Annotated in this window: 13 protein-coding genes and 1 pseudogene; 7 read left to right on the forward strand and 7 right to left on the reverse strand. The window is 41.1% G+C overall.

The annotated features are described in order from the left end of the window. Positions 1-929 precede the first annotated feature (929 nt). Positions 930-4,889, forward strand: a pseudogene (locus tag AXE83_RS11775) (hypothetical protein); the annotation flags it as partial. A gap of 1,146 nt (positions 4,890-6,035) precedes the next feature. Continuing rightward, the gene (locus AXE83_RS11780; protein ID WP_443031037.1) at positions 6,036-6,446 is read left to right on the forward strand and encodes an LPXTG cell wall anchor domain-containing protein; all 411 of its coding nucleotides are present in this window, start codon (positions 6,036-6,038) and stop codon (positions 6,444-6,446) included. A 197-nt stretch (positions 6,447-6,643) separates the two neighbouring features. Here AXE83_RS11780 and AXE83_RS05135 read toward each other — a convergent pair whose 3' ends face one another. From AXE83_RS05135 to nrdH, 4 genes are all read right to left on the reverse strand, one after another. Then, a complete protein-coding gene (locus AXE83_RS05135) occupies positions 6,644-7,411 on the reverse strand; it encodes a DeoR/GlpR family DNA-binding transcription regulator (RefSeq protein WP_060955670.1) in 768 nt (255 codons plus the stop codon). Positions 7,412-7,538: 127 nt separating this feature from the next. Beyond that, positions 7,539-8,501, reverse strand: coding sequence for a class 1b ribonucleoside-diphosphate reductase subunit beta (nrdF, locus tag AXE83_RS05140; RefSeq protein WP_049505006.1), 963 nt, complete (start codon positions 8,499-8,501; stop codon positions 7,539-7,541). A gap of 173 nt (positions 8,502-8,674) precedes the next feature. Next, a complete protein-coding gene (gene nrdE / locus AXE83_RS05145) occupies positions 8,675-10,834 on the reverse strand; it encodes a class 1b ribonucleoside-diphosphate reductase subunit alpha (RefSeq protein ID WP_060955671.1) in 2,160 nt (719 codons plus the stop codon). Between the two features lie 68 nt (positions 10,835-10,902). Further along, positions 10,903-11,121 carry a glutaredoxin-like protein NrdH gene (nrdH, locus tag AXE83_RS05150; RefSeq protein ID WP_000259242.1) on the reverse strand — a complete coding sequence of 73 codons (219 nt, stop codon included), beginning with the start codon at positions 11,119-11,121 and terminating at the stop codon, positions 10,903-10,905. 363 nt (positions 11,122-11,484) lie between these two features. Between nrdH and AXE83_RS05155 the strand changes: the two genes are divergently transcribed. The 3 genes from AXE83_RS05155 (at position 11,485) to udk (ending at position 14,250) form a co-directional block, all read left to right on the forward strand. Further along, a complete protein-coding gene (locus AXE83_RS05155) occupies positions 11,485-11,748 on the forward strand; it encodes a phosphocarrier protein HPr (protein ID WP_000146952.1) in 264 nt (87 codons plus the stop codon). Positions 11,749-11,752: 4 nt separating this feature from the next. Continuing rightward, on the forward strand, positions 11,753-13,486 hold the full coding sequence (gene ptsP, locus AXE83_RS05160; protein ID WP_049505011.1) for a phosphoenolpyruvate--protein phosphotransferase: 1,734 nt from the start codon (positions 11,753-11,755) through the stop codon (positions 13,484-13,486). A gap of 125 nt (positions 13,487-13,611) precedes the next feature. Next, entirely contained in the window at positions 13,612-14,250 is a 639-nt protein-coding gene (gene udk / locus AXE83_RS05165) for a uridine kinase (RefSeq protein ID WP_060955672.1), read from the forward strand. Positions 14,251-14,450: 200 nt separating this feature from the next. Here the strand turns inward: udk and AXE83_RS05170 are convergent, their stop codons facing one another. From AXE83_RS05170 to coaB, 3 genes are read right to left on the reverse strand one after another with little or no spacing between them, the layout of a single operon-like run. Then, entirely contained in the window at positions 14,451-15,014 is a 564-nt protein-coding gene (locus tag AXE83_RS05170) for an ECF transporter S component (protein ID WP_049526104.1), read from the reverse strand. After that, the gene (coaC, locus tag AXE83_RS05175) at positions 14,998-15,549 is read right to left on the reverse strand and encodes a phosphopantothenoylcysteine decarboxylase (protein ID WP_060955673.1); all 552 of its coding nucleotides are present in this window, start codon (positions 15,547-15,549) and stop codon (positions 14,998-15,000) included. The genes AXE83_RS05170 and coaC overlap by 17 nt, the downstream gene beginning before the upstream one ends. 11 nt (positions 15,550-15,560) lie before the next feature. Next, entirely contained in the window at positions 15,561-16,250 is a 690-nt protein-coding gene (gene coaB / locus AXE83_RS05180; RefSeq protein WP_060955674.1) for a phosphopantothenate--cysteine ligase, read from the reverse strand. Positions 16,251-16,391: 141 nt separating this feature from the next. Between coaB and AXE83_RS05185 the strand changes: the two genes are divergently transcribed. Further along, positions 16,392-17,591 carry a hypothetical protein gene (locus AXE83_RS05185; RefSeq protein WP_083500990.1) on the forward strand — a complete coding sequence of 400 codons (1,200 nt, stop codon included), beginning with the start codon at positions 16,392-16,394 and terminating at the stop codon, positions 17,589-17,591. Further along, positions 17,572-19,047, forward strand: coding sequence for a hypothetical protein (locus tag AXE83_RS05190; RefSeq protein WP_060955675.1), 1,476 nt, complete (start codon positions 17,572-17,574; stop codon positions 19,045-19,047). The genes AXE83_RS05185 and AXE83_RS05190 overlap by 20 nt, the downstream gene beginning before the upstream one ends. The last annotated feature ends 166 nt before the right edge of the window (positions 19,048-19,213 follow it).

Below are 19,213 nucleotides of genomic sequence, written 5' to 3' on the forward strand. Positions count from 1 at the left end.
AATCAGCAAGCACATCGGCTTCTGAATCAGCGTCAACAAGTGCGTCAGAGTCAGCAAGCACATCGGCTTCTGAATCAGCATCAACAAGTGCGTCAGAGTCTGCATCAACATCAGCTTCTGAATCAGCATCAACAAGCGCCTCTGAATCAGCAAGCACATCGGCTTCTGAATCAGCGTCAACAAGCGCGTCAGAGTCTGCATCAACATCGGCTTCTGAATCAGCATCAACAAGCGCCTCTGAATCAGCAAGCACATCAGCCTCTGAGTCAGCATCAACAAGTGCGTCAGAGTCAGCATCAACAAGTGCATCAGAATCAGCAAGCACATCGGCTTCTGAATCAGCGTCAACAAGTGCGTCAGAGTCAGCAAGCACATCAGCTTCTGAGTCAGCATCAACCAGTGCGTCAGAGTCAGCAAGCACATCGGCTTCTGAATCAGCATCAACAAGTGCGTCAGAGTCTGCATCAACATCAGCTTCTGAATCAGCATCAACAAGCGCCTCTGAATCAGCAAGCACAAGCGCATCAGAATCAGCAAGCACATCAGCCTCTGAGTCAGCAAGCACAAGTGCATCAGAGTCAGCAAGCACATCGGCTTCTGAATCAGCATCAACAAGTGCGTCAGAGTCAGCAAGCACATCGGCTTCTGAATCAGCGTCAACAAGCGCATCAGAGTCAGCAAGCACATCGGCTTCTGAATCAGCATCAACAAGTGCGTCAGAGTCAGCATCAACAAGCGCATCAGAATCAGCAAGCACATCGGCTTCTGAATCAGCGTCAACAAGTGCGTCAGAGTCAGCAAGCACATCGGCTTCTGAATCAGCGTCAACAAGTGCGTCAGAATCAGCAAGCACATCGGCTTCTGAGTCAGCGTCAACAAGTGCATCAGAGTCAGCAAGCACATCGGCTTCTGAATCAGCGTCAACAAGTGTGTCAGAGTCTGCAAGCACATCGGCTTCTGAATCAGCATCAACAAGCGCCTCTGAATCAGCAAGTACATCAGCTTCTGAGTCAGCGTCAACAAGTGCGTCAGAGTCAGCAAGCAAAAGCGCTTCTGAATCAGCATCAACAAGTGCGTCAGAATCAGCAAGCACAAGCGCATCAGAGTCAGCATCAACATTAGCTTCTGAATCAGCAAGCACATCAGCTTCTGAGTCAGCGTCAACAAGTGCATCAGAGTCAGCAAGCACAAGCGCATCAGAATCAGCATCAACGTCTGCATCAGAGTCAGCAAGCACATCGGCTTCAGAATCAGCATCAACAAGCGCGTCTGAGTCTGCATCAACGTCAGCCTCTGAGTCAGCGTCAACAAGTGCGTCAGAGTCAGCAAGCAAAAGCGCTTCTGAATCAGCATCAACAAGTGCGTCAGAATCAGCAAGCACAAGCGCATCAGAGTCAGCATCAACATTAGCTTCTGAATCAGCAAGCACATCAGCTTCTGAGTCAGCGTCAACAAGTGCATCAGAGTCAGCAAGCACAAGCGCATCAGAATCAGCATCAACGTCTGCATCAGAGTCAGCAAGCACATCGGCTTCAGAATCAGCATCAACAAGCGCGTCTGAGTCTGCATCAACGTCAGCCTCTGAGTCAGCATCAACAAGTGCGTCAGAATCAGCAAGCACAAGCGCATCAGAATCAGCATCAACAAGTGCATCTGAGTCAGCCTCAACGTCAGCTTCTGAGTCAGCAAGTACAAGTGCGAGTCAATCAGCAAGCACAAGCGCATCAGAGTCAGCATCAACATCAGCTTCTGAATCGGCATCAACAAGTGCGTCAGAGTCAGCGTCAACATCAGCATCTGAATCAGCCTCAACGTCAGCTTCTGAGTCTGCATCAACAAGTGCGTCAGAATCAGCAAGCACAAGCGCATCAGAATCAGCATCAACAAGTGCATCTGAGTCAGCCTCAACGTCTGCATCAGAATCAGCCAGCACATCAGCTTCTGAGTCAGCGTCAACAAGTGCGTCAGAGTCTGCATCAACATCAGCTTCAGAATCAGCCAGCACATCAGCATCTGAATCTGCAAGCACAAGCGCCTCTGAGTCAGCATCAACGTCAGCTTCTGAGTCAGCAAGTACAAGTGCGAGTCAATCAGCAAGCACAAGCGCATCAGAGTCAGCATCAACATCAGCTTCTGAATCGGCATCAACAAGTGCGTCAGAGTCAGCGTCAACATCAGCATCTGAATCAGCCTCAACGTCAGCTTCTGAGTCTGCATCAACAAGTGCGTCAGAATCAGCAAGCACAAGTGCGTCAGAATCAGCAAGCACAAGTGCGTCAGAGTCAGCGTCAACCAGCGCTTCTGAATCAGCCTCAACGTCAGCTTCTGAGTCAGCATCAACAAGTGCGTCAGAATCAGCAAGCACAAGCGCATCAGAGTCAGCGTCAACCAGCGCTTCTGAATCAGCAAGCACAAGCGCCTCTGAATCAGCAAGCACAAGTGCCTCAGAATCAGCATCAACAAGCGCATCAGAGTCAGCATCAACAAGTGCGTCAGAATCAGCAAGCACAAGCGCATCAGAGTCAGCAAGTACAAGTGCATCAGAATCAGCAAGCACATCGGCTTCTGAATCAGCAAGTACATCAGCTTCTGAGTCAGCGTCAACCAGTGCGTCAGAGTCAGCAAGCACAAGCGCTTCTGAATCAGCGTCAACCAGTGCGTCAGAATCAGCAAGCACAAGCGCATCAGAGTCTGCATCAACATTAGCTTCTGAATCAGCAAGCACATCAGCTTCTGAGTCAGCGTCAACAAGTGCATCAGAGTCAGCAAGCACAAGCGCATCAGAATCAGCATCAACGTCTGCATCAGAGTCAGCAAGCACATCGGCTTCAGAATCAGCATCAACAAGCGCGTCTGAGTCTGCATCAACGTCAGCCTCTGAGTCAGCATCAACAAGTGCGTCAGAATCAGCAAGCACAAGCGCATCAGAATCAGCATCAACAAGTGCATCTGAGTCAGCCTCAACGTCTGCATCAGAATCAGCCAGCACATCAGCTTCTGAGTCAGCGTCAACAAGTGCGTCAGAGTCTGCATCAACATCAGCTTCAGAATCAGCCAGCACATCAGCATCTGAATCTGCAAGCACAAGCGCCTCTGAGTCAGCATCAACGTCAGCTTCTGAGTCAGCAAGTACAAGTGCGAGTCAATCAGCAAGCACAAGCGCATCAGAGTCAGCATCAACATCAGCTTCTGAATCGGCATCAACAAGTGCGTCAGAGTCAGCGTCAACATCAGCATCTGAATCAGCCTCAACGTCAGCTTCTGAGTCTGCATCAACAAGTGCGTCAGAATCAGCAAGCACAAGTGCGTCAGAATCAGCAAGCACAAGTGCGTCAGAGTCAGCGTCAACCAGCGCTTCTGAATCAGCCTCAACGTCAGCTTCTGAGTCAGCATCAACAAGTGCGTCAGAATCAGCAAGCACAAGCGCATCAGAGTCAGCGTCAACCAGCGCTTCTGAATCAGCAAGCACAAGCGCCTCTGAATCAGCAAGCACAAGTGCCTCAGAATCAGCATCAACAAGCGCATCAGAGTCAGCATCAACATCAGCTTCTGAATCGGCATCAACAAGTGCGTCAGAGTCAGCGTCAACATCAGCATCTGAATCAGCCTCAACGTCAGCTTCTGAGTCTGCATCAACAAGTGCGTCAGAATCAGCAAGCACAAGTGCGTCAGAATCAGCAAGCACAAGTGCGTCAGAGTCAGCGTCAACCAGCGCTTCTGAATCAGCCTCAACGTCAGCTTCTGAGTCAGCATCAACAAGTGCGTCAGAATCAGCAAGCACAAGCGCATCAGAGTCAGCGTCAACCAGCGCTTCTGAATCAGCAAGCACAAGCGCCTCTGAATCAGCAAGCACAAGTGCCTCAGAATCAGCATCAACAAGCGCATCAGAGTCAGCATCAACAAGTGCGTCAGAATCAGCAAGCACAAGCGCATCAGAGTCAGCAAGTACAAGTGCATCAGAATCAGCAAGCACATCGGCTTCTGAATCAGCAAGTACATCAGCTTCTGAGTCAGCGTCAACCAGTGCGTCAGAGTCAGCAAGCACAAGCGCTTCTGAATCAGCGTCAACCAGTGCGTCAGAATCAGCAAGCACAAGCGCATCAGAGTCTGCATCAACATTAGCTTCTGAATCAGCAAGCACATCAGCTTCTGAGTCAGCGTCAACAAGTGCATCAGAGTCAGCAAGCACAAGCGCATCAGAATCAGCCTCAACGTCTGCATCAGAGTCAGCAAGCACATCGGCTTCAGAATCAGCATCAACAAGCGCGTCAGAGTCAGCATCAACAAGTGCATCAGAGTCAGCAAGCACATCAGCATCTGAGTCTGCATCAACGTCAGCCTCTGAGTCAGCATCAACAAGTGCGTCAGAATCAGCAAGCACAAGCGCATCTGAATCAGCATCAACAAGTGCATCTGAGTCAGCCTCAACGTCTGCATCAGAATCAGCAAGCACATCAGCTTCTGAGTCAGCGTCAACAAGTGCGTCAGAGTCTGCATCAACATCAGCTTCAGAATCAGCCAGCACATCAGCATCTGAATCTGCAAGCACAAGCGCCTCTGAGTCAGCATCAACGTCAGCTTCTGAGTCAGCAAGTACAAGTGCGAGTCAATCAGCAAGCACAAGCGCATCAGAGTCTGCATCAACATCAGCTTCTGAATCAGCATCAACAAGCGCATCAGAGTCTGCATCAACAAGTGCGTCAGAGTCAGCGTCAACATCAGCATCTGAATCAGCCTCAACGTCAGCTTCTGAGTCAGCATCAACAAGTGCGTCAGAATCAGCCAGCACATCGGCTTCAGAATCAGCAAGTACAAGTGCGAGCCAGTCAGCAAGCACAAGTGCGTCAGAGTCAGCAAGCACATCAGCATCAGAGTCAGCGTCAACCAGCGCTTCTGAATCAGCCTCAACGTCAGCTTCTGAGTCTGCATCAACATCAGCTTCTGAATCAGCATCAACAAGCGCCTCTGAATCAGCAAGTACATCAGCTTCAGAGTCAGCGTCAACAAGTGCGTCAGAGTCTGCATCAACAAGTGCGTCAGAGTCAGCAAGTACAAGCGCATCAGAATCAGCAAGCACATCGGCTTCAGAATCAGCATCAACATCAGCTTCTGAATCAGCATCAACAAGTGCGTCAGAATCAGCAAGTACATCAGCTTCTGAGTCAGCGTCAACAAGTGCTTCAGAGTCTGCATCAACAAGTGCTTCAGAATCACCAAGCACATCGGCTTCAGAATCAGCATCAACAAGTGCCTCTGAATCAGCAAGTACATCAGCTTCTGAGTCAGCGTCAACAAGCGCATCAGAATCAGCGTCAACAAGCGCCTCTGAATCAGCATCAACAAGTGCATCAGAATCTGCAAGTACAAGCGCATCAGAATCAGCAAGCACATCGGCTTCAGAATCAGCGTCAACAAGTGCGTCAGAGTCTGCAAGCACATCAGCTTCTGAATCAGCATCAACAAGCGCCTCTGAATCAGCAAGCACAAGCGCATCAGAGTCTGCATCAACATCAGCTTCTGAATCAGCATCAACAAGTGCGTCAGAGTCAGCAAGCACATCGGCTTCAGAATCAGCATCAACAAGTGCCTCTGAATCAGCAAGTACATCGGCTTCTGAATCAGCAAGCACATCAGCTTCTGAGTCAGCGTCAACCAGTGCAAGCCAATCAGCAAGCACAAGTGCGTCAGAGTCTGTATCAACATCAGCTTCTGAGTCAGCATCAACAAGCGCCTCTGAATCAGCAAGCACAAGCGCATCAGAGTCTGCATCAACATCAGCTTCTGAATCAGCATCAACAAGTGCAAGCCAATCAGCAAGCACATCGGCTTCAGAGTCAGCGTCAACAAGTGCGTCAGAGTCAGCAAGCACATCGGCTTCAGAATCAGCATCAACAAGTGCGTCAGAGTCTGCATCAACATCGGCTTCTGAGTCAGCATCAACAAGTGCGAGCCAATCAGCAAGCACATCGGCTTCAGAATCAGCATCAACAAGTGCAAGCCAATCAGCAAGCACATCTGTTGTTACAAGTAAGGGAATGCCAGAAAGCTTGTCACTTGATAGCTTAGATATTGATAGTATTATTACATCTGATTCAATTAGTACATCAGTATCACAATCACTATCATTATCAGCAAGTATTAGTCAATCAATGCCTCGTTCAACATCAGCAAGCACAAGCACCTCAACATCAATGCCTCATTCGGCATCAACAAGTGTAAGTGCTTCAACATCAGCGACTCATTCGACTTCAACGACTCATTCGACTTCAACGACTCATTCGACTTCAACTAGTCAAGTTCTACAAACTGATACCACTAAGGCCCGTAAGCAATTACCAAATACAGGTGAAACTGCTTCAGCTACAAATGCTCTCCTTGGAGTTGTAGCAGGTCTAACTGGATTAGGATTAGTGGCTAAACGTCGTAAGCGTGATGATGAAGAATAAATCTTCTAACGATTCTATTAGTTGATTAATCCGATCAAAAAACCTGAAAGATATAACTTTCAGGTTTTTTAGTTTTATAATATTTTTGCTTGGTAAATATCTATAAACATTTCGGGAACTTTTTATAATTTTTGCAAAATAAAAAACTAGCCATGGAATTAGTAGTAGCTACTAGATTCTATGACTAGTTGTAGAGTTTAAGGCTTAGACTTGATAATTTTAGTTTGTTTAGATAGGGATAGGAGCGTTTGGTCACTTAATTTAGAATCAGTGATAATAGTGTCGATATCTGAAATATTGTAAAATGTAAAGAAATCAAATTTATCAAATTTGCTATGGTCAGCTAGGAGATACTTTTTATTGGCGTTTTCCAGTGCTAATTTCTGAGCTTCACCTTCGTCTTCACTAAAGGTAGCGATAGCATGATCCTTGATACCATTACAACTAACGAAGGCTTTTGAAAATTGCAAACTAGCGATATCTTGAAGGGTTAGAGTACCTACAAAGGCTCCAGTAATTGAACGATAATTACCACCGATTAGAATGAGATCAGTTAGCTTACGCTCATTTAGAACGAGAAATACAGGTAAACTATTGGTAACAACTCGAATGTTATCGATAGCAAGCTCACGCGCAAAGAATTCTAATGTGGTACCTGGACCAATGAAAATAGTTTCTCTTTCTTCAACCAAGTGACCGGCAAAGCGAGCAATTTCTTGTTTTTCTGCTGTCTGTAACCCCTGTTTTTCAACGTTAGAACGCTCATTGTTTAACAAAGAACCTGTTCGAAGTTTTTCAGCTCCACCATGAACTCGAACCAGCAAATCCTTATCCGCTAACTCTTGTAAATATCGTCTAGCTGTCATATCGGAAATATCAAGGCGATTCATAATCTCTTTAACAGTGATAGTCCCTTTTGTATTAACAATTTCTAAAATAGTATCTAGTTTTTCTTGCTTCAGCATTGAACCACCCCCAAATCTAATATTATTTTATCATATTTTAAACAGCTAAGCAACTTAAAGAAAACAAAAATAAACAAAAAAAAACATCTAGTTTTTAAATAAACTTAGATGTTTTTTAGGTTAGGTATTAATTTAGTCCATAGTTATAGTCATCATCCTGCATAGCTTCAACTTCACCAAGTAGATAACCATTACCAACTTGAGAGAAGAAGTCGTGGTTTGATGTACCAGTTGAAATCCCGTTCATAACGATTGGGTTGACATCGTCCGCTGAGTCAGGGAAGAGAGGATCTTGCCCAAGATTCATAAGAGCTTTATTAGCATTGTAACGAAGGAAGGTTTTAACTTCTTCAGTCCAACCAACACCGTCATAGAGGCTTTCTGTGTAGCCTTCTTCATTCTCGTAAAGAGTGTAGAGCAGGTCGTACATCCATTCTTTGAGTTTTTCTTGCTCTTCTTCTGGCAATTCATTGAAACCAAGCTGGAACTTGTAGCCGATGTAGGTTCCGTGAACTGACTCATCACGAATAATCAATTTGATAATTTCTGCTACGTTGGCCAACTTGTTGTTTCCAAGATAGTAGAGTGGTGTAAAGAAACCAGAGTAGAAAAGGAAGGTTTCAAGGAAAACACTAGCTACTTTCTTCTCAAGAGGAGTTCCGTTTAGGTAGATTTCATTGATAATTTCAGCTTTTTTCTGAAGATATGGATTGGTGTTGGTCCATTCGAAAATCTCTTCTATTTCTGACTTAGTATTCAAGGTAGAAAAGATAGAAGAGTAAGACTTAGCATGAACAGATTCCATAAATTGGATATTGTTAAAAACAGCTTCCTCGTGAGGCGTACGAATATCAGCACGAAGGGCTTGAACACCAGTTTCTGATTGCATGGTATCAAGAAGGGTCAAACCTCCAAAAACTTTACCAACAAGGTCTTTTTCCTTGTTAGAAAGCTTTCTCCAGTCATCTAGGTCATTTGACAAGGGAATACGCGTATCGAGCCAGAACTGCTCAGTCAGTTTTTCCCAGGTTGATTTGTCAATGACATCTTCGATGGCATTCCAGTTAATGGCTTTGTAGTAAGTTTTCATTTGAAATCTCTTTCTGTGTGTAGTAATACGATAACGTAATCATTCTTATTTTATCATAATTCTATACTATAATCGAACAAAAAGTCGGAAGCCCGACTTTTATATTCTTACATGATTTTATCAGCAAAATACGTTTAATGGATTAAGTAAATGTAATTTTTTTGAGAGTTGAATTAAATCACACAGCTTTCACATTGGTTAGCACCGACTTCTCCACCATCATCTGTAAAGGTACGGACGTAGTAGATAGACTTGATACCTTTGTTGAAGGCATAGTTACGAAGGATAGACAAGTCACGTGTCGTTTGTTTGTTTTCTTTCTTCCATTCGTAAAGGCCTGTTGGAATATCACTACGCATGAAGAGTGTGAGTGAAATTCCTTGGTCAACGTGCTCGGTTGCAGCAGCATAAACATCAATGACCTTACGCATATCCATGTCATAAGCAGAAGTGTAGTAAGGAATTGTTTCTGTTGACAAACCAGCAGCAGGATAGTAAATCTTACCGATTTTCTTCTCTTGGCGTTCTTCGATACGTTGCGTAATTGGGTGGATAGAAGCAGAAACATCGTTGATGTAACTGATAGAACCATTTGGCGCTACAGCAAGGCGATTTTGGTGGTAAAGTCCATCTGCTTTAACTTTATCACGAAGTTCAGCCCAGTCGGCAGCAGTAGGGATAAAGATATCTTTGAAGAGTTCTTTAACACGGTCTGATTTTGGAAGGAATTCGCCAGTCAAATACTTATCAAAGTAGCTACCGTTGGCATAATCTGATTTTTCAAAGTTGTGGAAGGTGATACCTCGTTCACGCGCGAGGTTATTAGATTCTACCAAGGTCCAGTAGTTCATAAGCATAAAGTAGATACTAGTAAACTCAACAGACTCAGGGGATCCATACTCAATCAGTTGTTGGGCAAGGTAACTGTGAAGTCCCATGGCACCAAGACCAAAAGTATGAGCTTGGCTATTTCCATGATCAATCGTAGGTACAGCTACGATGTGTGAACTATCTGTAACGAAAGTAAGGGCACGGACCATGGCGCGGATAGAACGACCAAAGTCAGGTGAAGTCATCATGTTTACTACGTTTGTTGAACCGAGATTACATGAAACATCAGTACCCATTTTTAGGAATTCTTGCGCATCGTTGATAAGACTTGGTTCTTGCACTTGGAGAATCTCAGAACACAAGTTACTCATGATAATCTTACCATCAACTGGATTTGCACGGTTAGCAGTATCAATGTTGACGACATAAGGATAACCAGATTCTTGTTGCAATTTAGAAATTTCAGTTTCCAAATCACGCGCCTTGATTTTTGTCTTACGGATATTTGGATTTGCGACTAGCTCATCGTATTTTTCAGTGATGTCGATGTAGTTGAACGGCACACCGTATTCAAGCTCAACAGAGTATGGGCTGAAAAGGTACATTTCTTCATTTTTGCGAGCCAATTCGTAGAATTTATCTGGTACCACAACACCAAGTGAGAGAGTCTTGACACGAACTTTTTCATCGGCATTTTCCTTCTTAGTTGAAAGGAAGGCGATAATGTCTGGGTGGAAGACATTGAGGTAAACAACCCCAGCACCTTGACGTTGACCCAATTGGTTTGAGTAAGAGAAGCTGTCTTCGAAAAGCTTCATAACTGGTACGACACCAGAAGCAGCACCCTCATACCCTTTGATAGGTGCTCCAGCTTCACGAAGGTTGCTGAGGGAAATTCCCACGCCACCACCGATACGTGAAAGTTGAAGAGCTGAGTTGATAGAACGTCCGATAGAGTTCATATCATCGGTTACCTGGATCAAGAAGCAAGATACCAACTCACCACGACGCGCACGGCCTGCATTCAAGAAAGAAGGAGTAGCAGGTTGATAACGTTGGTGGATGATTTCGTTGGCAATATCGATAGCAATCGCTTCATCACCATCTGCGAAATAAAGGGCGTTAAAGAAGACGCGGTCTTCCATGCTTTCAAGATAGTACTCCCCATCATTAGTTTTCAAAGCATACTGATTATAGAATTTATAGGCAGCCATGAAAGATTTAAATTGGAAGTTTTGATCCTTAATAAATTGATGCAGTTCTTCCAAAAATTCTGGACGGTATTTCTTGATAAATGCTGTCTCAATGTAGTTATGCTCAATGAGGAAGTTGATCTTATCCGTAATTGAGTTAAAAACCATTGTATTTGGTACAACATTTTCTTTAAAGAAGGCTTCTAAAGCTTCTTTGTCTTTGTGAAGCATGATTTGTCCATTAACAGGACGGTTAATTTCGTTGTTAAGACGGAAGTAAGTCACATCTTCAAGTTGTTTTAATCCCATAAAAAATCCTTTATCTAATTACAAAAGAAAGGCTTCTAAGGTAGACATAGAAGCTTTAGTCCTGATTCTTAAGCAAGTTGTTTGAGTTTACCTGGTTGGAAACCAGAGAAAACTTCTGTCGGTGTCTGAATAATAGGAGCAGCACTAAAGCCAAGCTCTTTTACTTGATCAATGTATTCAGGTTGTTCATCAAGATTGATTTCTTTATATTCAACATTATTACTGTCTAAAAAACGTTTCGTCATTTTACATTGGACACAGTTGTTTTTAGAATATACGGTTACCATTTCTGTAACTCCTTTTAAAAAAATTATTACTTTCTTAGTATATCAGAAAAAAAAACTTTGTCAACTTTCTAAAACTAAATCTTGTGTACTTGTTTTACTGATTTTACCAACAAACACAATATATAGTGTAGGGTTGAAAAATAACTAAAGAAAAATCAATGATTTCATTATAGACGTCTTAATAAAAACTACATACTGTGTTTTGTTAAATTTAATAGAAGATTTTCAGCAAGTTATCTGAAAGGAAATTGAAGAAAGTCCATAAAATACTTGAAAAATATCAATGAAGGTGATATAATACTAAATTGTAAGGGTTATCAGATATGTAACTCAACAAGAAAACTATTAAAGGAGAGTCAAACTATGGCTTCTAAAGATTTCCACGTAGTGGCAGAAACAGGTATTCACGCACGTCCAGCAACATTGTTGGTACAAACTGCTAGCAAATTTGCTTCAGATATCACTCTTGAGTACAAAGGTAAATCAGTTAACCTTAAATCTATCATGGGTGTAATGAGCCTTGGTGTTGGTCAAGGTGCTGACGTTACAATCACTGCTGAAGGTGCAGACGCTGATGACGCTATCGCTGCAATCTCAGAAACAATGGAAAAAGAAGGATTGGCATAAGGAAATGACAGAAATGCTTAAAGGAATCGCAGCATCTGACGGTGTTGCAGTTGCAAAAGCATATCTACTCGTTCAACCGGATTTATCATTCGAGACTGTTACAGTCGAAGATACAAATGCAGAAGAGGCTCGTTTGGATGTTGCTCTTGAAGCTTCTCAAAACGAGCTTTCTCTTATCCGCGAGAAGGCTGTAGGTACGCTTGGTGAAGAAGCGGCACAAGTATTTGACGCCCACTTGATGGTTCTTGCTGACCCTGAATTGATTGGTCAAATCAAAGAAACTATCCGTGCTAAGAAAGTGAATGCAGAAGCAGGTCTGAAAGAAGTTACAGACATGTTTATCACAATCTTTGAAGGCATGGAAGACAACCCATACATGCAAGAACGTGCAGCGGATATCCGCGACGTAACAAAACGTGTATTGGCTAACCTCCTTGGTAAAAAATTGCCAAACCCAGCTTCTATCAATGAAGAAGTGATCGTGATCGCTCACGACTTGACTCCATCTGATACAGCTCAATTGGACAAAAACTTTGTAAAAGCTTTTGTAACAAACATTGGTGGTCGTACAAGTCACTCAGCTATCATGGCTCGTACACTTGAAATCGCTGCAGTTTTGGGTACAAATAATATCACTGAAATCGTTAAAGATGGTGACCTACTTGCTGTTAATGGTATTACAGGTGAAGTGATTATCAACCCTACTGAAGAACAAGCAGCTGAATTCAAAGCAGCTGGTGAAGCTTACGCTCAACAAAAAGCTGAGTGGGCACTCTTGAAAGATGCTCAAACAGTTACTGCTGACGGTAAACACTTCGAATTGGCAGCAAACATTGGTACTCCAAAAGACGTTGAAGGTGTTAATGACAATGGTGCAGAAGCTGTCGGTCTTTACCGTACAGAGTTCTTGTACATGGATTCTCAAGACTTCCCAACTGAAGACGAGCAGTACGAAGCATACAAGGCTGTTCTTGAAGGAATGAACGGTAAACCAGTTGTTGTCCGTACAATGGATATCGGTGGTGACAAGGAACTTCCTTACTTCGATATGCCTCATGAAATGAACCCATTCCTTGGATTCCGTGCACTTCGTATCTCTATCTCTGAAACTGGAGATGCAATGTTCCGCACTCAAATCCGTGCTCTTCTTCGTGCTTCTGTACACGGTCAATTGCGTATCATGTTCCCAATGGTTGCGCTTTTGAAAGAATTCCGTGCAGCTAAAGCAGTATTCGATGAAGAAAAAGCAAACCTTCTTGCTGAAGGTGTTGCAGTTGCGGATGACATCCAAGTTGGTATCATGATTGAAATTCCTGCGGCAGCTATGCTTGCAGACCAATTTGCAAAAGAAGTAGACTTCTTCTCAATTGGTACAAACGACTTGATCCAATACACAATGGCTGCTGATCGTATGAACGAGCAAGTTTCATACCTTTACCAACCATACAACCCATCAATCCTTCGTTTGATCAATAACGTTATCAAAGCAGCTCACGCTGAAGGTAAATGGGCTGGTATGTGTGGTGAGATGGCTGGTGACCAAACAGCTGTTCCACTTCTTGTCGGAATGGGCTTGGATGAGTTCTCTATGTCAGCTACATCTGTACTTCGTACACGTAGCTTGATGAAGAAACTTGACACTGCTAAAATGCAAGAATACGCTAACCGTGCTCTTACTGAATGTTCAACAATGGAAGAAGTTCTTGAACTATCTAAAGAATACGTTGACTTCGATTAATCAATTACAAATCCTTGTAGCTTCTAGCTATGAGGACTTTTTCTTCTCTTTTTGTAGAAAACTCCATCTGTAAAATTTATCAAAAATATGGTAAAATAGACAAGGGAAAATACAAGGAGGCTACAATGCAAAATAGACCAATCATTATCGGAGTAACAGGGGGATCTGGAGGAGGAAAGACAAGCGTATCTAAAGCAATCTTATCGCATTTTCCAAATGAGAAAATAGCTATGATTGAGCATGATTCCTACTATAAAGATCAATCACATCTAACCTTTGAAGAACGTATCAAGACCAACTACGACCACCCTTTTGCTTTTGATACTGATTTGATGATTGCGCAAATCAAAGAGTTGTTGGCAGGACGTCCAGTTGATATTCCTACCTACGACTATGCTGCCCATACCAGAAGTTCTAAAACCTATCGTCAAGAACCCCAAGATGTCTTTATCGTAGAAGGAATCTTGGTTTTGGAGGACAAACGTCTTCGTGATTTGATGGATATCAAGATTTTCGTAGATACAGATGATGATGTCCGTATCATTCGTCGTATTAAGCGTGATATGGAAGAACGTGGTCGTAGTTTAGATAGCGTTATTAACCAGTATCTTGGTGTAGTGAAACCCATGTATCATCAATTTATCGAGCCAACAAAGCGTTATGCAGATATCGTTATTCCAGAAGGAGTGACCAATACAGTAGCTATTGATTTGTTAACAACAAAGATTGAAAAGATTTTAGAAGAAGCACGTCTTGCCCAATAATAAGCAGATAAAAAGGCTGTGGGAAAGTAAAGATTTTATCAAGATTGAACCTTTTTCTCATATCCGTGAATCTTTACAATCATGCTTTTAGATAGAGAAAAATATTGTTTCAAAGGATTTTTTGACTCTTTAAAATTCACTAAATGCTGGAGTAGAGTTTCAGCGCAAATAAAAATCGAGGTCGGGATTTTCCCGACCTCTTATTTTTTGATTTTTTCAAGTCTCGGAACAATAACTAGGGTGAGTATTGCTGAGATAATCAGTTCTGCGATAGAGTTTGTTGAGATAACAGTAGCTAATAGTTTTTGGATATTTCCGTCAAAAACATTTCCAAAAAGGAAGAAGATACCGCCTAGTACAAATACAGTATTGGTAAGTGAACCGAGAGCTCCCGCAAAGATAAGCCCCGCCTTGTTTCTGAGGAGTTTATAGACAAAGTATGGTGTCAAACCGATTAAGATACGAGGAATAATAGCAATAGCAAGTGAAGCTAGATTCCCATTTGGTACAAAAGGAGAGAAGAGGTAGCTAGTTGGGAGAATAGTGATCGTATTGACAGTCAAGCTAATCATTCCCATCAAGAAACCTAAGATAGCCCCAATCCGTGGTCCGTAGATGATACTAGCAATGATGACCGGGATATGGACAATGGTTGGTTTAATTGGAAATGGCAAGACATTAAAGACAATAGAGCTCAGCAAATGAATGACAATCATGCTGGCAAAAAAGATAGCAATAGGAGCAATATTAGAGCGTTTGTTCATGAAGTTTTTCCTTTATCTGTTGTAAAATAGTATCAAGATCAGCGAGAGCACCACGTCCCACATCGCCACAGGCCAGTAGGGACTCTTTTGGAGCAATAATTGAATAACCATAAGTTTCTAAAGTTTTTAAGTTTGTTTGAGTTGCTGGATGGTCATACATTTTGGTATTCATAGCAGGTGCCACTAGTTTTGGAATATAGTGGGGCAAGGCAAGAGCAGTAGAGGTTACCATGTTGTCGGCAAAACCATATGCTACTTTTGCAATCGTATTAGCAGTAGCAGGGGCAAGGATAAACAAATCTGTTTCTTTGCCAAGTTCGATATGATTGACTTTGTCAGGATAAGGTTCCTGCATAACATCCAGATGTACCGTATTTTGAGATAGGACTTGAAGGGATAAAGGTTGGATAAAGGCAGTCGCAGCCTGGGTCATAAGTACCGTAACAGAATGCCCCTGTTTCTTCAAGTTACTAACCAAATCAGCAGCCTTGTAAGAAGCAATAGAGCCTGTAACAGCGAGTGTAATACGAGCCATAATTTTCCTTTCTAACAGTCAAATCCTTGAATTTTTTCCACTAACAAGTCAGCAATTTCTTGTTTGTGGGTAGCAATCTGATAATCATTCTTTTCAACTAGGTAAGCCAGGTGTTGATCAGCATTAATCTGAGTGAGGTCATTAGCGACAATCAAGTCAGCTTGATTCTTTTCAAGACTTTCTCTAGCGATTTGAATCAGATGCTCCTTGGTAACATCGACAAGCAGTTTAAAGCCGATGAGATGAATATTGGGGTTCCATTCTTTGACAAGAGCAATAATTTTTGGATTTTTCTTGAGAAATAGGACTTGCACCTCATCCTTTGAGGAGATCTTTGTTTCCATATTTTTCTTATGCAAAAACTCACTTAAATCTTGGCTTGCTTGAACTTGGTCAAGACCAGTCATGTAAACAGGACTATAGTCAGAGACTGCCATGGAATGAATCAAAACTTGATAATCAGGAACAATCCGTTTCATCTCTCGAAGTAAACCGGAAGAGTCTTTGATTTCAATGATGGATAAATTTGAGTGTGGAGCTGGTTTTAAGGCTTGTTGCGTAGTAATCAGACAGACCTGATGCCCAGCCTTTAGTAAAGCCTCAGTTATTACTTTACCAAGTCTACCGGTAGAGTGGTTGGTAATGGAGCGAACTCTATCAATGGCTTCGCTTGTACCACCAGATGTAACTAAAATTTTCATAGAACTATTGTACAAAAAAATGAGCAGTAAGTAAAATGAAAGCGATAAAATATAACTAAACTTTATAACTATATTATTATTGACAATTAATTTAAGATATAAGATAATTATTTTAGTTATATATGTAAAGGGGAAGCAGTTATGGACTTTTTTAAATTTGCAGATAATATGGTTAAAGAAGCTAGTAAAGTAATTGATGATGCTAGTAAGACAACCAGTAGCGTACTTAATGAAGCTGGAAAAGCTTTAGATAGCGCTGGGAAAGTTACAGGAGATTTATTATCAGATTCTGTAAAAGTAATAGGAGATGTATCAAATAAGATAGGAAATGTTGTTTCAGACGTTTCAGGTCAAGCTGCTACAGTAGCGAATGATACTGTTCAACAAGTAACAGAGGTGACAACTAGCACAATCAATCAAGCTGGAAAAGTTGCAACTGAAGCAAAATCGCAAATTGATTCAATAGATCTTTTTAATGGTAAACTAAGGTCCGAAGCTGTTGAGAACTATCATGAATCTATTCAAACATATAATGAAAAAGCCACAGATCTAACGAATAAATCGACTGAGCTTTATAAAACTAGAGACAAGGCGATTAAAGTTGTAAAAATTGTTGAAGAGAGAATTAGTAAATTAGCAAATAAACCGAAAGAATTTGAAACAAAGTTAGAAGAAATAATTGTTGAAATACAGAATTTCGAAGATAAACAGTTAGCTATTACTCAGGCAATCAAAGAAGCAGAATTAGCCAGCGGTAGTACGGCAGCTACAGCTTCTTTAAGTGCTTTAGGTGTGACAGTCGCAACTTTAGGTCCTACTGCCGCTATGGGAGTCGCAACTACTTTTGGTGTCGCATCGACAGGAACAGCAATTTCTAGTTTGACAGGTGCAGCAGCAAATAGTGCGGCATTAGCTTGGTTAGGTGGAGGCAGTATAGCCACAGGCGGAGGCGGTGTTGCTGCAGGTAATGCCTTTCTAGCTATGGCGGGGCCTGTTGGTTGGGGGATTGCTGGCTTAATGTTAACAGCGTCTGTCGGAGCAGGTGTTTTTGCTAATAAAAAAAACGAAGAAGTAGCTAAAGAAGCGCTTGATGAACAAAAGAAAATTGAGTTATTAATTAGACAAACTGAAAAATCAATAATAGAAATTAGTGAATTAATTAATTTAATTGAAAAGCAAACTGAGGGGATTTACTTTGCTAATCTTTCATTAATTGGAAATGATTATAATTTATTTACCGATGATGAAAAGTATCAAGCAGGTAGTTTGGTAAATTCAACCCTTTCTCTGACTGAAATGATCAATAAGGAAATTAAAGTAAATGATGGTTCAAGTTGCTAATAGAGCATTCTATCAAGGTATTGGAGCATATGTAAATTGTCTTAATAATCTTAGAATTCAAGACTTACAAATTGCTATGAAAATGATTGAGGATGAAGCTCGACAGGTCATTTTAAACAAGGACAATGCCTCTAAAATTCTAAACTATGCTAGAGATAACATTGAAGACGTTATTCTAAGGAATCGTGGAGGTAAGTACGGCGGTCACGGTTTTATTGCTGAATTCGCAGAAGCAGGTATTGTAAATGCTAGGAGAGCTTTTGAAGGATTAAATCCTATTGTAAAAGTATTGAATGATAATGGACCAGCCGATTTATTAATTGGCAGAAATACCATTCAAATGAAGTTTTATAATAATTTACGTGATGAATTAGCTCAATCATTTCATTACAGTGAAAAAATGAAAATGATGTTTCCAAAAGATCACGTGTTAGTATACGAAAAAATTATGACTGGCGCCAAAGAAGTTGAATTTAATGGTAAAAGATTGTCTATTAAACAAATTACGGATATACGACAAATGATTAATGATATTACTAAAAGCAAGGGACTTACTTCATATAAATCTTGGATGAAATCATCTGTTTTAAATTATGATGATGCTCAAAAAAATTCAATTAACCCTCTTTTAGATTTTGAAGAGAAGAATATTCGTAAAACACTTAGACTGAAACAACAAGAATTAAATAAAAAAAGATTAGTAGCACAAAAAAAAGCATTACCAAATATAAAAGAAGCTAATAGGGTTGCAAAAAATGCAGCACTTCTACAAGGTGGTTTCTCTTTAATATTTAGTATATATAATAAGTATTCTGATGGTAAAAATATCTTCGAATTTGAACGAGATGACTGGGAGGATTGTGGGCTGGAAGCTTTAGAAGGTTCTGTTAAAGGAGCAATCTCCGGATATGCTATATATGGACTTACTAATGTTTGCAAAATGAGTGCTCCTAATGCAAGTGCATTTGTAACAGCAAGTTACGGCATAGTAGATATTATTACTAAATTTAGAACAAATGAGATTACTGAGGATGAATTTATAAATTTTATAACTATCAATACATTGGATACAACATTAGCGACAATTGGTTCATGTGTTGGTCAAACACTTATTCCTGTCCCTGTCTTAGGAGCAGTAGTAGGTTCAATTGCTACTTCAATAATTTGGGAAATAGGTAAAGGGATTTTAAGTGATAGGGAGCAGGAATTAATTCAAAATTACAGGGAAAACTTAGATAACCATATCAAAAACTTAGATGATAAATACAAGATTATTTTTAATGATATTATAGATAAATATCATAAACTAGGACGATTACAGGATTACTCATTTGATTTATCACTCAATACTCGTCTCAGATTTGAGTATACAATTGAATTAGCTGAGCATATAGGAGTTTCTGATAATCAAATTCTACATGATTTATCAGAAATTGATAGCTACTTTTTAAATTAGTCGAAATCTCAAACTATAGTTAAAACTTATAAAGGCATATAAAAATTTAAATAGTAGCCAATAAATCCTTTGAGGACGCTATATTTACGAACGTTATCAAGCTTTATGTCTGTTAAAAATCTTGTTTTGTGTTATAATGAATTAACACATTTGAGGTAGAGGAGTT

Source organism: Streptococcus sp. oral taxon 431, from assembly GCF_001553685.1.
GTDB lineage: Bacteria > Bacillota > Bacilli > Lactobacillales > Streptococcaceae > Streptococcus.

Coding starts and splice junctions, on each gene's coding strand:
- nrdF (WP_049505006.1), bottom strand. CDS start 8,501: ATGAAAACTTACTACAAAGCCATTAACTGGAATGCCATCGAAGATGTC.
- AXE83_RS05190 (WP_060955675.1), top strand. CDS start 17,572: ATGATGGTTCAAGTTGCTAATAGAGCATTCTATCAAGGTATTGGAGCA.
- AXE83_RS05170 (WP_049526104.1), bottom strand. CDS start 15,014: ATGAACAAACGCTCTAATATTGCTCCTATTGCTATCTTTTTTGCCAGC.
- coaB (WP_060955674.1), bottom strand. CDS start 16,250: ATGAAAATTTTAGTTACATCTGGTGGTACAAGCGAAGCCATTGATAGA.
- AXE83_RS11780 (WP_443031037.1), top strand. CDS start 6,036: ATGCCAGAAAGCTTGTCACTTGATAGCTTAGATATTGATAGTATTATT.
- ptsP (WP_049505011.1), top strand. CDS start 11,753: ATGACAGAAATGCTTAAAGGAATCGCAGCATCTGACGGTGTTGCAGTT.
- AXE83_RS05185 (WP_083500990.1), top strand. CDS start 16,392: ATGGACTTTTTTAAATTTGCAGATAATATGGTTAAAGAAGCTAGTAAA.
- nrdH (WP_000259242.1), bottom strand. CDS start 11,121: ATGGTAACCGTATATTCTAAAAACAACTGTGTCCAATGTAAAATGACG.
- coaC (WP_060955673.1), bottom strand. CDS start 15,549: ATGGCTCGTATTACACTCGCTGTTACAGGCTCTATTGCTTCTTACAAG.
- AXE83_RS05135 (WP_060955670.1), bottom strand. CDS start 7,411: ATGCTGAAGCAAGAAAAACTAGATACTATTTTAGAAATTGTTAATACA.
- udk (WP_060955672.1), top strand. CDS start 13,612: ATGCAAAATAGACCAATCATTATCGGAGTAACAGGGGGATCTGGAGGA.
- nrdE (WP_060955671.1), bottom strand. CDS start 10,834: ATGGGATTAAAACAACTTGAAGATGTGACTTACTTCCGTCTTAACAAC.
- AXE83_RS05155 (WP_000146952.1), top strand. CDS start 11,485: ATGGCTTCTAAAGATTTCCACGTAGTGGCAGAAACAGGTATTCACGCA.